The 14,231-nt window shown below is 54.5% G+C and carries 11 protein-coding genes, 1 tRNA gene and 1 other RNA gene; 7 read left to right on the top strand and 6 right to left on the bottom strand.

Features of this window, described 5'->3' with window-relative positions:
- Positions 1-77 precede the first annotated feature (77 nt).
- From betA to betI, 3 genes are all read right to left on the bottom strand, one after another.
- Positions 78-1,751, bottom strand: a complete 1,674-nt coding sequence (gene betA / locus K7H09_RS16620) for a choline dehydrogenase (protein WP_027959236.1) — start codon at positions 1,749-1,751, stop codon at positions 78-80.
- 202 nt (positions 1,752-1,953) lie between these two features.
- A complete protein-coding gene (betB, locus tag K7H09_RS16615; protein WP_027959237.1) occupies positions 1,954-3,423 on the bottom strand; it encodes a betaine-aldehyde dehydrogenase in 1,470 nt (489 codons plus the stop codon).
- A gap of 23 nt (positions 3,424-3,446) precedes the next feature.
- Entirely contained in the window at positions 3,447-4,067 is a 621-nt protein-coding gene (gene betI, locus K7H09_RS16610) for a transcriptional regulator BetI (RefSeq protein ID WP_009286516.1), read from the bottom strand.
- 232 nt (positions 4,068-4,299) lie between these two features.
- Here betI and K7H09_RS16605 point away from each other — a divergent pair, with 232 nt between their 5' ends.
- From K7H09_RS16605 to K7H09_RS16580, 7 genes are all read left to right on the top strand, one after another.
- Complete coding sequence (locus K7H09_RS16605; protein WP_400671129.1) at positions 4,300-5,235, top strand: choline ABC transporter substrate-binding protein; 936 nt, start codon at positions 4,300-4,302, stop codon at positions 5,233-5,235.
- 100 nt (positions 5,236-5,335) lie between these two features.
- Positions 5,336-5,412: transfer RNA gene (locus K7H09_RS16600), tRNA-Met, on the top strand.
- A 52-nt stretch (positions 5,413-5,464) separates the two neighbouring features.
- An RNA gene (ffs, locus tag K7H09_RS16595) (signal recognition particle sRNA small type) lies at positions 5,465-5,561 on the top strand.
- 528 nt (positions 5,562-6,089) lie between these two features.
- A complete protein-coding gene (locus tag K7H09_RS16590) occupies positions 6,090-7,166 on the top strand; it encodes an HlyD family secretion protein (protein ID WP_230805221.1) in 1,077 nt (358 codons plus the stop codon).
- Positions 7,163-7,720, top strand: a complete 558-nt coding sequence (locus tag K7H09_RS24620; RefSeq protein ID WP_442908125.1) for an ATP-binding cassette domain-containing protein — start codon at positions 7,163-7,165, stop codon at positions 7,718-7,720. The genes K7H09_RS16590 and K7H09_RS24620 overlap by 4 nt, the downstream gene beginning before the upstream one ends.
- The gene (gene rbbA / locus K7H09_RS16585) at positions 7,662-9,881 is read left to right on the top strand and encodes a ribosome-associated ATPase/putative transporter RbbA (protein WP_442908124.1); all 2,220 of its coding nucleotides are present in this window, start codon (positions 7,662-7,664) and stop codon (positions 9,879-9,881) included. The genes K7H09_RS24620 and rbbA overlap by 59 nt, the downstream gene beginning before the upstream one ends.
- Before the next feature lies 1 nt (position 9,882).
- Positions 9,883-10,998: an ABC transporter permease gene (locus tag K7H09_RS16580; protein ID WP_041158414.1), complete on the top strand. Its 1,116-nt coding sequence runs from the start codon at positions 9,883-9,885 to the stop codon at positions 10,996-10,998.
- A gap of 119 nt (positions 10,999-11,117) precedes the next feature.
- Here the strand turns inward: K7H09_RS16580 and K7H09_RS16575 are convergent, their stop codons facing one another.
- The 3 genes from K7H09_RS16575 to ftsH form a co-directional block, all read right to left on the bottom strand.
- Entirely contained in the window at positions 11,118-11,432 is a 315-nt protein-coding gene (locus K7H09_RS16575; RefSeq protein ID WP_039858314.1) for a chaperone modulator CbpM, read from the bottom strand.
- Positions 11,433-11,435: 3 nt separating this feature from the next.
- Positions 11,436-12,368 carry a DnaJ C-terminal domain-containing protein gene (locus K7H09_RS24560; protein ID WP_039858316.1) on the bottom strand — a complete coding sequence of 311 codons (933 nt, stop codon included), beginning with the start codon at positions 12,366-12,368 and terminating at the stop codon, positions 11,436-11,438.
- Positions 12,369-12,615: 247 nt separating this feature from the next.
- Positions 12,616-14,231: ATP-dependent zinc metalloprotease FtsH (gene ftsH / locus K7H09_RS16565; RefSeq protein ID WP_230805219.1), on the bottom strand; the 1,616-nt coding region annotated here is incomplete at its 5' end.

Below are 14,231 nucleotides of genomic sequence, written 5' to 3'. Positions count from 1 at the left end.
CTTGTTCCTTTAACGTAGCCAAAAAAAACGCCATGGCGACAAGCCATGGCGTTTGGAGTAAAAAACAGACTAAATGTTCAGGCGCGTTTGGCCGGTGCTCCGTTGGCGACGTAATAGTCAACGCTGGCACGGGGAAGCGGCTCATGGCCTTTGATACGGTCGGCGATTTTCTCGGCCAACATAATGGTGGGCGCATTCAGGTTGCCGGTGGGAATCACCGGGAACAGTGAGGCATCTACGACGCGAAGGCCTTCAATACCATGGACACGACCCTGGCCGTCGGTGACGGCCATTTCACCCTCGCCCATACGGCAGCTACCGCAGGGGTGGTAGGCGGTTTCGGCGTGCTGTTTGACGAAGGCATCGAGCTCGGCATCCGACTGCACGTCGGGCCCTGGTGCTATCTCGCGACCACGGTATTTATCAAAGGCTGGCTGAGCGATGATATCGCGAGTCAGGCGAATAGCATCGCGGAACTCTTCCCAATCTTTCTCTTTGGCCATGTAGTTGAACAGGATGCTGGGCGCGGCGTGTGGATCTTTCGAGGTAAGTCGAATACGACCACGGCTTTCTGAACGCATGGAGCCAACGTGGGCCTGGAAGCCATGGGCCTGCACCGCGCTCTTGCCGTTATAGCTAATGGCAATGGGCAGGAAGTGGTATTGCAGATTGGGCCACTCCTCTTCATCGCGGCTGCGGATAAAACCACAGGATTCAAACTGGTTGCTGGCGCCCACGCCGGTGCCATTGAACAGCCATTCAGCACCAATTTTGGGCTGGTTGTACCACTTTAGCGCGGGGTAGAGCGAGATGGGTTCTTTGCACTCGTACTGGATGTACATCTCCAGGTGATCCTGGAGGTTTTCACCTACGCCGGGCAGGGCGTGAACCGTCTCGATACCCAGTTCCTTCAGCAGTTCAGGGTTGCCGATGCCTGAGCGCTGCAGAATCTGCGGGGAAGCGATGGCGCCACCGCACAGGAGTACTTCACGGCGGGCGTAGGCCTGCTGTTTTTCGCCTTTCTGCTCATAACGTACCCCCACCGCACGTTTACCTTCGAATTCAATAATATCGGTAACGGCATGGGTTTCGATGGTGAGGTTGTGGCGCTGTTTGGCGGTATCCAGGTAGCCTCGGGCCGTTGATGCGCGGCGGCCTTTGGGCGTGACGAAGCGATCCATAGGGCCGAAGCCTTCTTGCTGGTAGCCGTTAACGTCTTCGGTTTCCGGGTAGCCAGCCTGCTTGCCGGCTTCAATAAAGGTGCGATAAAGCGGGTTGTTATCCGCTTTGGGCGTGGTCACGCTGACCGGGCCGTCGCCACCGTGGTAGCTGTTGGGTCCAATGTCGCGGGCTTCGCACTTTTTGAAGTAGGGCAGGCAGCTTAGGTAGTCCCAATCTTCGAGGCCGGGCTGTTTGGCCCAGTTGTCGTAATCGAGTGCATTACCGCGGATATAGCACATGCCGTTAATCAGTGAGGAGCCGCCCAACCCTTTGCCACGACCACACTCCATGCGGCGACCATCCATATGTGGCTCGGGGTCGGTTTCAAACGCCCAGTTGTAGCGCTTGCCCTGTAGTGGGAATGCCAAGGCAGCGGGCATTTGGGTGCGGAAATCGAAGCGGTAGTCGGGCCCGCCCGCTTCTAACAGCAATACGCTGACGTTGCTGTCTTCGGTGAGGCGGGTAGCGAGCACATTGCCCGCCGAGCCTGCACCGATAATGATGTAATCAAATTCGCGTGGTTGAGACATAGTGTCTCCTTAAGAAATCTGGCGAGTCGAGGAAGTGAGCCGGTAGGCATAAAAGCGAAGCGTCTTTTTCAGGGCCGGAAAGTGCTCCATGCGATTCCAGCATTCCCGCCATCCTTGGCGGTCAGATGAAAAAGCCGAGCACCCATGGGTGGGTTCACAGCGTCTTCGTGTTATGCCTACCGGCGGAGCTTAGTGCTTAGAGTTAAAACACTGACTCAAATGGCCCCATCTCGATTTGTACCGACTTGGTCTGGGTGTAGTGATTGAGCGTCTCAACACCATTTTCGCGACCAATGCCCGACTCTTTATAGCCGCCTACCGGCATCTCCGAGGGTGACTCACCCCAGGTGTTAATCCAGCAAATACCCGCTTCCAACTGGTGGATCACGCGGTGGGCGCGGTTCAAGCTTTCGCTGAAGACACCGGCGGCCAGGCCGTAGGTGGTGTCATTGGCGCGGCGAATGACTTCCGCCTCATCATCAAAGGCGAGTACCGACATCACCGGGCCAAAGATCTCTTCGCGCACGATACGCATCTCATCAGTGCAGTCGGTAAACACGGTGGGTGCAGCCCAGGCGCCATTGGCAAAGCTACCAGTGTTCCAGTCGTCGCCACCCACGAGCAGGCGAGCGCCTTGCTCTTTGCCCAGGGCTATATAGGAGAGCACTTTCTCCTGATGCTCGAAGCTGACTAGGGGACCAAAGTTGACGCTGGGATCCATGGGGTCGCCTGCTTTGATGCGCTTAACGCGCTCCACCAGTTTGGCTTCAAAAGCATCTTTAACGCTGCGCTCAACAAATACCCGCGTGCCGTTGGTACAGATTTGGCCGCTGGAGTAGAAATTGGCCATCATGGCGGCGTCTGCAGCGCGATCAAGGTCGGCATCTGCAAACACCAGCAGCGGCGATTTGCCGCCCAGTTCCATGGTGACGTCTTTCAGCGTTGAGCTAGCAGCGGCGGCCATCACTTTCTTGCCGGTGCCTGCTTCGCCGGTGAACGAGACTTTGGCGATGCCTGGGTGCTCGGTGAGCATGGCGCCCACGCGGCCGTCGCCCTGAACCACGTTAAAGACGCCGTTGGGCAGGCCTGCCTCGGTAAAGATTTCCGCTAGTTTCATCACGGTCAGCGGGGTCACTTCGCTGGGCTTGAATACCACTGCGTTGCCTGCCGCCAGCGCCGGGGCGGCTTTCCAGCAGGCGATTTGGATCGGGTAGTTCCAGGCGCCAATGGCACCAATGACACCCAAGGGCTCGCGGCGAGTGTACACAAAAGAGCTGTCGCGAAGGGGGATCTGGCTGCCTTCAATAGCCGGCGCCAGGCCCGCGTAGTACTCCAACGCATCTGCGCCGGTAACGATATCGACACTGGCCGTTTCGCTTATCGGCTTGCCGGTATTGCGGGTTTCAAGCTCAGCTAGCTCGTCATTGCGCTCCCTCAGCAGCGCGACGGCGCGCAGCAGGATGCGTGAGCGCTCCATGCCGCTCATCGCGGCCCACTCGCGCTGGCCGCGCTGGGCTGCGGCGACCGCGGTGTCAACATCCGCTTGGCTGGCTTGGCCGATAGTGGCCAGCAGGCTGCCATCGAAGGGGTTGGTAACGGTAAAAGTATCGCCTGAAGTGGCGTTTACCTGGCGACCATCAATATAAAGTGGCTGTACGTCTTGAGCGGCCATGTCGATCTCCAAGAATCAGAAAATTAAAGGTAAATATTGGATGCTTTGTTGGTGCATCCATGATGAGCAAAAAGCTGGTCGAGATAGGTGTGGGCAAGGTAGCGGGCCTCTTCGGCGTCAAGGCCTTCTGGCGTTAGTGCGCCACGCAGCCATAGCCCATCAATCATGGCGGCTAAGCCGCGTGCTGCGTTGCGGGCTTCTACGCGGGGCATAACACGTCGGAACTGGTGACATAAATTGCTGTAAAGACGGCGATCATTGACGTTTTGCAGACGCTGCAGCATAGGCTTATGCATGCTGCTGGCCCAGAACGCTAACCATGTCTTGGCGGCGGGGCCGGTGACCTGAGTGCGGTCAAAGTTACCCTCAATAATGGCACCGATATGGGCGCGGGGAGAGTCGTCTTCCAGCGCATGGCGACGCACCGCAACGGCTCCGGACAGGTCGGTCAGGATTTGCCGCATCGTCGCTTCCAACAAGCCATCTTTACCGCCAAAATAGTGGCTGATAATGCCCGCTGACACGCCCGCATGGCGGGCAATTCGCATCACGGTAGTTTCGGCTAAGCCGACTTCATCAATGGCTGCCATAGTCGCGTTGATTAACTGCTGGCGGCGTATCGGTTCCATTCCCACCTTTGGCACGACGTTCTCCTAGTTCGTTGAATGCCTAACAGGGTCGTTGCTTGAAACCCGAGCGTAGACATGATTACCTAACAATGATGGCATTTTTTTATTGAACGTTCAATCAATAAAAAGACAGCGGTGATTGCTACGCACTGCGACCACTGCAGCAACGGAGTGGTCGTATCTATGTTTTGGAAATACGTATTGGCAATATGTATTGGCAATAAGCTTATAAAAGGGGACTACGATGATGAGCAGAACTTCTTCACGCTATGCAGGTGCTTTATTGCTGGCAGCGGGTCTGCCAACGGCAGCCTATGCAAACGAGTGCAGCAGCGTGCGCTTTGCTGAAGTGGGCTGGACAGATATTACCGCCACCACTGCGCTCGCCAGCGAAGTCCTTGAAGGGCTTGGCTATGAGCCAAGCGTCGATACAGTTTCCGTTCCGATTGCCTACGCCGGTATGCGCAACAATGATTTCGATGTCTTCCTGGGTAACTGGATGCCCTCGATGGCCTCTATTAGTGACCCCTATATCGAGCGCGGTGAAGTTGAGCGCTTGGCGACCAACCTGGAAGGGGCGAAGTATACCCTGGCAGTGCCTCAGTACGTTTACGATGCGGGGGTAACGTCGGTTAACGATTTGGCAGAGCATGCGGAGCAGTTTGAGCGTAGCTTGCACGGCATCGAAGCAGGTAACGACGGTAACGAGCTCATTGAGCAGATGATCGATGATGATGCTTATGGGTTAGGCGATTGGCAGGTGATCGATTCCAGCGAAGCGGGAATGTTGGCGGAACTGCGCGCCCGGGTGCCCAATGAGCAGTGGATGGTGTTTTTGGGCTGGGAGCCGCACCCCATGAACTCTAACTTCGATATGGCTTATCTTGCTGATGCCGACGACTATTTTGGCCCAAATTTAGGCGGCGCGACTGTGCACACGAATACCCGAGCGGGATTCGTGGATGAGTGCCCGAATGTGGGTACCTTGCTGCGCAATATGACCTTCACGCTGGAAATGGAAAATCAGCTCATGAGCGCGATCATGGATGATGGCGAAGACCCCCGTGATGCCGCACGTGACTATTTGAAGGCTAATGATAGCCTACTGGACGAGTGGTTAGACGGCGTTACAACACGAGACGGCGAGCCAGGTGCAGAGGCCGTGCGCGCCGCTATTCAGTAAGTCAATTTCGATACGCTTTGTTGACTAGCAGGGCAAGCCGGAATCCGGCTTGCCTTTCGTCATTAAGGTAGGCATAATCTGCACCCGTTGATGAGGGAAAGGCTACGTAGCTCAGCTGGTTAGAGCACATCACTCATAATGATGGGGTCCCCTGTTCAAATCAGGGCGTAGCCACCACATCAGCCTCAGCACACTTATTCTATAACAGAGTGTGCCGTTATGGTGGTCCCTTAGGTCCTCCCGCAACGCTAAACTGCGAACCCCGCCAGGCCCGGAAGGGAGCAACGGTAGTGGTGGCTGCGTGTGCCGGGATGTGGCTTTTGGGGCCGCCTCCATTTCTGATTTTCCCTTCGATCCTGCCTCAGTTACGTGTCATAGCTTTATGTAGTTATTCTTCGAGAGCTGTGTTGCCATGTGCCTTCTATAAACATTATTCTGTAAAAAGCATAATGATCCACATGTTTCATGTTTGGATTTCTTTATACTATTAGGCACCCGCTACATTTAAACCACCGAAGTTGACATATCACGAAGATAGTCGCTGGTTTCCCTGGAGTCGTATCGACGACATGGTTACTTGGTATGCAGCCTCGCTTCTGCTTCATCTAAAGCAAGTGACTTATACTTCGCGCAAGCCTTTTTCAAGTCTAGCCTCCTACTCAGCAGGGACAGGCTCTTAAGCCTAGTGTCATTCAAGAATTGATATCAGGAATGCAAGATATTTGGAGAATATTCTTGATCTGTATCACCAAATGTACATTTTCCAGTTTCATGGTGGTTGTAAAGGTCAATAATGACATCAGTCGTTATCTTTTTTTCCTACTGAATAATTAGAGAATCAAGGAAGCTCTGTTGTGTCCTCCACGCTGAAAAAAGTGTTATGGCGAATATTAATAATTGCCGGAGTTGTATTCATTGCCGGTGTGCTGGTATGGCTGGAGTTCCGACCCGATGGGCTGGGTGATGGTTTTGTCAGCGGTAATGGAAGGATTGAAGCGACAGAAATCGATATCGCTACCAAGCAGGCGGGGCGCATCGAAGCAGTGTTTGTTGGCGAAGGAGAGCAGGTCGAGCCGAATCAGCTTTTGGTGCGTATGGACACGAAGGTGCTAGAAGCCGAGCTGGGACAGGCCATGGCACAGGTTCGACAGGCCGAGAGCGCGACACGCACCGCCCAGGCACAAGTAGCTCAACGACAGAGCGAAAAAACGGCTGCCGATGCCACCGTTCTGCAACGGCAAGCCGAGCTAACGGCGGCTCAAAAGCGTTATGAAAGAACTCTGGCATTGGTCGCTCGCAATGCTTTGTCAAGGCAGCAACTCGACGATGACTTAGCCCGCTTGGAGAGTACCGAAGCCGCGTTGGCGGCAGCGCGTGCGGGTGTACTCGCTGCCGTGGCGGCTATTGAGGCAGCCGATTCACAGGTCATTGAGTCACAGGCGGCCATTGAGGCGGCGAGCGCCACGGTGGACAAATTAGAGGCAGATCTTGAAGACAGCCAGCTGCGCAGTGACCGGGTGGCTAGGGTTCAGTATCGTGTCGCTCAGCCCGGTGAAGTGCTGTCAGCGGGGGGCGTGGTACTCAATCTCATCGATCTGACCGATGTGTATATGACCTTTTTCCTGCCCGAGCGTCAAGCCGGGCGTGTTGCGCTGGGTGCTGACGTGCACTTGGTGCTAGATGCAGCACCTCAGTATGTGATCCCGGCTAACGTCAGCTACGTCTCCAGCGTGGCCCAATTCACGCCCAAGACCGTGGAAACGGCTAGCGAACGTGAAAAGTTAATGTTTCGAGTTAAGGCTCGTATCGACCCTGCGCTACTTGAACAGCATCTGGATCAAGTCAAAACCGGTTTGCCGGGCATGGCCTATCTCAAGCTTGATGATACGCTCGATTGGCCCGAAGAACTGAAGGTCAATGTGACGCCATGATCCCTGATAAACCTGTGGTACAGCTTGAAGGTGTCAGCTTGCGCTATGGTTCAGTGCATGCCTTATCTGGCCTAAATTTGGCCATCCCAGCTGGCAGTATGGTGGGATTGATCGGACCCGATGGCGTGGGTAAGTCCAGTCTGATGGCCCTGATCGCCGGTGCCAGGAAAATTCAGCAGGGTAAAGTTGTCGTGTTAGGCGGTGACATGGCAGAAGGGCGACATCGCAAACAGGTGTGCTGGCGGATTGCCTATATGCCTCAGGGGTTGGGAAAGAACCTCTATCCCACTCTGACAGTCTTTGAAAACCTCGATTTCTTCGGCCGACTATTCGGTCTGGATCGCCGGAACCGGCATAGTCGTATTGCCGAACTTGTGCACAGTACTGGGCTGGTTGGGTTCACGGAACGTCCTGTCGGCAAGCTCTCCGGCGGAATGAAACAGAAACTGGGGCTATGTTGTGCGCTGATCCACGATCCCGACCTATTGATACTCGATGCCCACCACTGGCGTCGATCCTTTGTCACGCGCCCAGTTCTGGGAACTGATTGGTAGGATACGGGGCAAGCGCCCAGGTATGAGCGTACTAGTTGCCACTGCCTATATGGAGGAGGCTCGAAGTTTCGACTGGTTGGTGGTCATGAATGAGGGACAGGTACTGAATACTGGCTCGCCCCACGATCTGCTGGCAGCGACGGAAAGCGCAACGCTTGAGGAAGCTTTTATCAGGTTATTACCCAAGACTAAACGGCGCAGGCATCGAGACTTCAAGATAACGCCGCGTCAACCTGATGCCAATATAGCCATTGAGGCCCATGGACTTACCAAGCGGTTCGGCGATTTCGTCGCCGTGGATCACGCTGACTTTTGTATCGAACGCGGTGAAATATTTGGTTTCCTGGGATCTAATGGCTGTGGAAAGACCACCACGATGAAGATGCTCACTGGGCTACTATCCGCCAGTGAAGGAAAGGCATTGCTATTCGATAAGCCCGTCGATCCACGCGATATCGCTACGCGCCGTCGGGTGGGCTACATGTCCCAGGGTTTTTCTCTCTATACGGAACTGACGCTTCGTCAGAATCTTGAATTGCATGCGCACCTGTTTCATCTTCCTAAGGCTGAGCGCTCCCTTCGCGTGAGGGAGATGCTGGATCGTTTTGACCTCACAGCAGTGGCTGACAAATTACCGACAGCGCTTCCCCTAGGTGTGCGCCAGCGGCTGTCGTTGGCGGTGGCTGTTATTCACCGTCCTGAGTTATTGATTCTCGACGAACCCACCTCTGGAGTGGATCCGATTGCACGCGATGATTTCTGGCTGCTGTTAGGGCAGATCTCCCGTGGAGAGAGAGTGACGATCTTCATCTCCACCCACTTCATGAACGAGGCAATGCGCTGCGACCGAATTGCCCTGATGCATGCAGGGCGCGTATTAGCCACCGACACCCCTGCGGGGCTACTAGCGTCGCGTGGCTTACCCACACTAGAAGCTACCTTTATGGCGTACCTGAAGGAGGCTAGCAAGATAGATGAAGCCGAGCCCGAAAAGCCGACAACTACCTCTCTAAAACCGCACCCGTCGACCCGGTCAGGCGGGCTGACCGTTAGCCTGCGTCGTTTGTTCAGCTATACCCACCGAGAGACCCTGGAGCTACGTCGCGATCCGATACGCGCCACGCTGGCGCTGCTGGGTAGTCTGATCCTAATGTTTATCATGGGATATGGCATCAATATGGATGTCGAACATCTGACCTATGCCGTGCTCGATCGTGACCAGACCACTACCAGCCAAGCGTATACTCTCAATCTAACGGGATCGCGTTATTTCACCGAGAAGTTTCCTCTGACCGACTACACCGATGTACAGCAACGTCTACGCAGCGGCGACATTAGCCTGGCGGTGGAAATTCCGCCAGGGTTTGGCCGCGATCTCAAGCGTGGCAATGTGCCCAAAGTTGCTTACTGGGTCGACGGATCCATGCCGGTCAGGGCCGATACCATCAAAGGGTATGTGGAGGGGATTCATGCTGAGACCGTAGCTCGTTTGAGTGAAAGTGCTGGAACCTCTTCTCCTGTCGAGATTGCCATTCGCTACCGCTACAATCCCGATGTTAGAAGCCTGCCAGCCATGGCCCCGGCGATGATCCCGTTACTGCTCATGCTGATACCGGCGATGCTTACTGCACTGGGAATCGTTCGTGAGAAAGAGCTCGGTTCTATTATCAATCTTTACGTCACGCCGGTTTCTCGGTTGGAATTTCTGCTTGGCAAGCAGTTGCCCTACATAATGCTGGCGATGATCAATTTCGCCACCTTAGTGACGTTCGCCGTTCTGGCCTTTGGCGTCCCAGTGAAGGGGAGCCTGCTGACATTGAGCCTAGGAGCGCTGCTCTATGTCGCCTGTTCCACGGGGATGGGATTGTTGATGTCATCGGTTCTGCATAGTCAGATTGCCGCTATCTTCGATACCGCCATCGCTACACTGGTGCCTGCGATCCAGTTTTCGGGGCTACTCTCTCCGGTTTCTGCGCTGCAAGGGGGGGCGGCTGTCATTGGACATATCTACCCCACTAGCCATTTTCTGATTATCAGTCGAGGCGTGTTTTCCAAAGCGCTTAGTTTGGGAGATTTGACACCGTATTTTCTGGCCCTGCTGATTACTATCCCCGTACTGACGTTGTTTAGTGTTTTGGGGCTTAGGAAGCAGGAGCGCTGACATGGCCAGGTTTGCCAATATTCTGCAACTGGGTATCAAGGAAATACGCAGCCTGTATCGCGACCCGGCTCTGATGTTACTGATCGTTTACTCGTTTACTTTGGGGATCTACCTGAGTGCCACTGGCGAGCCGGAGGCGCCGTTCCGGGCTAGCGTAGCCATCGTCGACGAGGATCGATCTCAGGCATCCTTGCGTATTGTTAATGCCTTTCAACTTCCCTATTTTTTGCCGCCCGAATTTATCGATATTGGCCAGATGGATCGCGGCATGGATGCGGGGCGTTATACCTTTACACTTAATATTCCTCCTAACTTTCAGCGTGATCTGCTGGCCGCTCGACAGCCGACCATTCAGTTGAATGTCGATGCTACCCAGATCAGCCAGGCATTCACGGGAGCTGGGCATATCCAGCGGATTATCAGTGGTGAGGTGGCCGATTTCATCGGAGCATACCAGCAATCATCACCGGGCCGCATTGAGGCAGTGGTTCGTGCTGAATTCAACGCTAATCTCAACCGAAGTTGGTTCGGCGCCATTAATGAAGCTATCAATCAAATCACCATGTTGTCGATTATCCTGACAGGAGCAGCGTTGATCCGTGAACGAGAGCACGGCACCATTGAGCATTTGTTGGTCATGCCGGTCACCTCGTTCGAGATCATGTTGGCCAAGGTCTGGTCGATGGGGTTGGTCGTGCTGCTGGCTTCGGTCTTCGCACTACGCATTATCGTCGAGGGTTGGCTGCAAGTACCTCTTCGCGGCTCGCAGATGCTCTATCTTTTCGGCGCCACGCTACTGCTGTTCGCGACCACATCGATGGGGATTTTTCTGGGTACGATGGCGCGCTCAATGCCGCAATTGGGGCTATTAATCATTCTGGTACTGATTCCCCTGCAGATTCTCTCGGGCGGGATGACACCGCGTGAAAGCATGCCAGATCTAGTGCAGCGCATTATGTTCGTCGCCCCGACCACTCACTTTGTCGAGCTTGCTCAGGCCATTCTCTTTCGTGGCGCCGGATTGGGAATTGTCTGGCCGCATTTGTTGGCGCTGGCCATCATTGGAAGCGTGTTCTTCTTTGGCGCCCTGGTAAGACTTAGAAAAGCACAAGAATGATTCAGCCAGCTACTTTCGGCGTGTTGTTTATGGCCGAACAAACCCTGGAGCAGGGGGGCAACGGCAACATAAATCAATGCAGCATTCATCAATCCCATAAGTGGTCATGGACTAGCGACTTAATGGAAGGGCAGTCCAGCCGCTCTGAGCCGTCCTTTTAGTCGCTCAATCTCCTCAAACAAGTCGGCGACCAGAGCGGCTAGCTCTGGGACAGCATCGAAATCGTACTCCATTTGGCGAAGGCGGCGAGCCCGAATAAGATCGTGGCTGGTGAATCGCCATTGAGAGACGTAGTGAGTGCCATCGCCGAGCATGCCGCTCTCGACCCGCTCTTTCACCCATTGCCTTTCTACGGCGCATGCATGCGCGAACTCTTCCAGTGTAAGGGTAGTTTCGTCGAGTATTTCACCATTGACTATGTTGTTTTCAACCATGATCTACCTCTTTTGACGCGGGTTGAATGGTATGTCACGCGCCATACTTTCATACAGTTGGCGTGCCTTATCGGTATTGGCCGGAGGTAATACCACGTTCAGGACGAAATAGAGATCACCAGGCTCAGAACTGGGAATGCCTCGGCCTTTCAATCGTAACTTTCTACCGCTTTGGGAACCTTTGGGCACTTTCAGTTGAACCTGTCCAGAAGGTGTGGGCATCGTGAGAGACGTACCGAGAGCTGCCTCCCAAGGTGCAACCAGCAGGGTTGCGAACACATCTTTCCCTTCCACGCGATAGTCGGGGTTCGGTGTAAAGTGTATTTCCAGATAAAGGTCGCCGGACTCGCCCCCACCTGTACCAGGGTGGCCCTGTCCCGCTAAGCGGATATGCTGACCTTCAGTGATACCCTTAGGAATGCGCACCTTGAGATTGTGCTGCTGCAGGTAGACATGTCCTTGTGGATCAGTCTGTGGCGCATGCAAAGTCACCGAGCGTGTTGCACCGTCATAGGTGTCGCGCAAGTCGATGAAAACTTTTGCATGACGATCCAATCCACGCACGCGGTGATGTGACCCGGTGCTTCGCCGACCAACGTGGCTAAATAGATCGGTGAAGAAGTCACTGAACTCACCAAGGTCGACATCTTCGTAATTTCTGCCCGAGAACTCGAAACCTGCATCCCAATCTGGCGGCGGCCGGAACTCCTGCCCAGCACGATAATGCTCTCCCAGTTGGTCGTAAGCCGCACGTTTCTCGGGATCGGTAAGCACCGCCTTAGCCTCATTGATTTCCTGCATACGCAGGGCAGCATCGGGCTCCTTGCTAATATCAGGATGATACTTGCGCGCCAGCTTGCGATAGGCCTTCTTGATGTCGGGGATGGCGGTAGCTCTATCGATCCCAAGTATTTGATAATAATCCTTGAACTCCACGAATCACTCCATACTTGTTCGGGGCTAAGGGGGGCGAGACATTCATTACGCAAATGTCCGTTGGCCGGCTAGATGCCTCTTTTGTTACTTTAAGAGCCTATAGTAAAAGGTTATTGTTATTTTAAAATGCCTCTCCTCGTCTTATCGTGACCATTATCAATAAATCCACACTTTGCTGTAATAGGTCAGACAAAGTAGTCATTATGTTTTTTAGTCGAGCCTATCGTACCTATGGGTCAAGAGTGCTTTATATTCGATCCGTCGCTGGCCTGTCAGCTATCTCTGCTACTTCCCCGATAGGCGGAAAATCTTGGGCGGTCAGCGTCTCGCGCTCAAGCAGCATGGCGGCACCGGTCTCCAGTACCTTGCGACGGCGGGTCAGTATCTGGGTGGCACTATCAAAAGCGTCGTCGACCAGTCTGCGTATGGCAGTATCGATTTCACGGGCTGTTTCCTCGGAGTAGGTCTTGGGCTTTGCGAGCCCAAATTTGTCGCCTAGAAATGCTTGCCGGTCTTCCTCATAAATGACTTGTCCGCCTTCCTCACTCATTCCGAATCGGGTGACCATGCTACGGGCAATATCGGTCACCTTGGCCAGATCATCAGCCGCTCCAGTGGAGATTTCGTTGAAAATCATGCGTTCGGCGGCTCGGCCGCCCATCAGCACTGCCATACGACTCTTTAGGTCGGCAACCGTTTGCAGGAAACGCTCCTCTGTTGGGCGCTGGAGTGTATAGCCCAAGGCGCCAACCCCACGTGGAATGATAGAGATTTTGTGTACGGGGTCCATTCCAGGCAACGAAGCGGCGACGAGAACATGGCCCATTTCGTGATGCGCTACTACGCGTCGCTCATGTTCATTAAGCACACGGCTTTTCTTCTCCAGTCCGGCAACGATGCGTTCCACCGCGAGTGTAAAATCGCTTAGTGTCACCGCATCGGCATCACGGCGCGTGGCTAGCAGAGCCGCTTCATTGACCAAGTTGGCTAGATCAGCACCGGTAAACCCTGGGGTCAAGGCGGCTATCTGCTCGGCATCGACATCAGGCGCCAGCTTGTTGAGGTGTTTTAGATGTACATTGAGAATGGCAATACGTCCCCGCCGCTCGGGGCGATCGACCAAAACCTGACGGTCGAAACGTCCTGCACGCAGCAGGGCGGGATCAAGGATCTCGGGTCGGTTAGTCGCGGCCAGAAGTACAATCCCGGATGATGTATCAAAGCCATCTAGCTCAGTTAGTAGCTGGTTAAGGGTCTGTTCCTTTTCGTCATGACCGCCACCGAGCATACCAAGCCCTCGGGCGCCGCCGAGTGCATCCAGCTCATCAATAAAAATGATACACGGCGTGGCTTTTGCAGCTTGCTCAAAGAGGTCTCTAACTCGGGCTGCCCCCACACCGACGAACATCTCTACGAACTCGGACCCTGAAATCGAAAAGAAGGGAACGCCAGCTTCGCCAGCCACGGCACGGGCCAGTAGCGTCTTGCCAGTGCCAGGAGGACCAACCAGAAGGATGCCCTTCGGCACGTGAGCCCCCAGGCGACCATAACGCTGTGGGTCGCGCAAAAAGGCCACTACTTCCTTGAGTTCATCCTTGGCTTCGTCAATGCCAGCCACGTCGGCGAAGGTCACCTTGGTTTCGGTCTCAACATAAACACGGGCTTTCGATTTGCCCAGTGTCATCATGCTGCCAAGGCCTCCCTGACTAGATACCATACGGCGCAGGAAAAATCCCCAGATAGCGAATACGAGCAGGAACGGCAAGAGCCAAGAAAGCATAGAGGTCAGCCATGACTCACTAGGCGCACCATTGAAAGTGACATCGTATTGGGTGAACCGTACCGGGATTCCCGGAGGCTCCA

Source organism: Halomonas sp. IOP_14 (genome assembly GCF_021021315.1).
GTDB classification, from domain to species: domain Bacteria; phylum Pseudomonadota; class Gammaproteobacteria; order Pseudomonadales; family Halomonadaceae; genus Vreelandella; species Vreelandella titanicae.
Note: the sequence above shows the minus strand (reverse complement) of the source record. Positions and strands in the feature narration are given on the sequence as shown.

Coding starts and splice junctions, on each gene's coding strand:
- betB (WP_027959237.1), bottom strand. CDS start 3,423: ATGGCCGCTCAAGACGTACAGCCACTTTATATTGATGGTCGCCAGGTA.
- K7H09_RS16580 (WP_041158414.1), top strand. CDS start 9,883: ATGGCCAGGTTTGCCAATATTCTGCAACTGGGTATCAAGGAAATACGC.
- K7H09_RS24620 (WP_442908125.1), top strand. CDS start 7,163: ATGATCCCTGATAAACCTGTGGTACAGCTTGAAGGTGTCAGCTTGCGC.
- betA (WP_027959236.1), bottom strand. CDS start 1,751: ATGTCTCAACCACGCGAATTTGATTACATCATTATCGGTGCAGGCTCG.
- K7H09_RS16575 (WP_039858314.1), bottom strand. CDS start 11,432: ATGGTTGAAAACAACATAGTCAATGGTGAAATACTCGACGAAACTACC.
- K7H09_RS16605 (WP_400671129.1), top strand. CDS start 4,300: ATGAGCAGAACTTCTTCACGCTATGCAGGTGCTTTATTGCTGGCAGCG.
- rbbA (WP_442908124.1), top strand. CDS start 7,662: ATGCCCACCACTGGCGTCGATCCTTTGTCACGCGCCCAGTTCTGGGAA.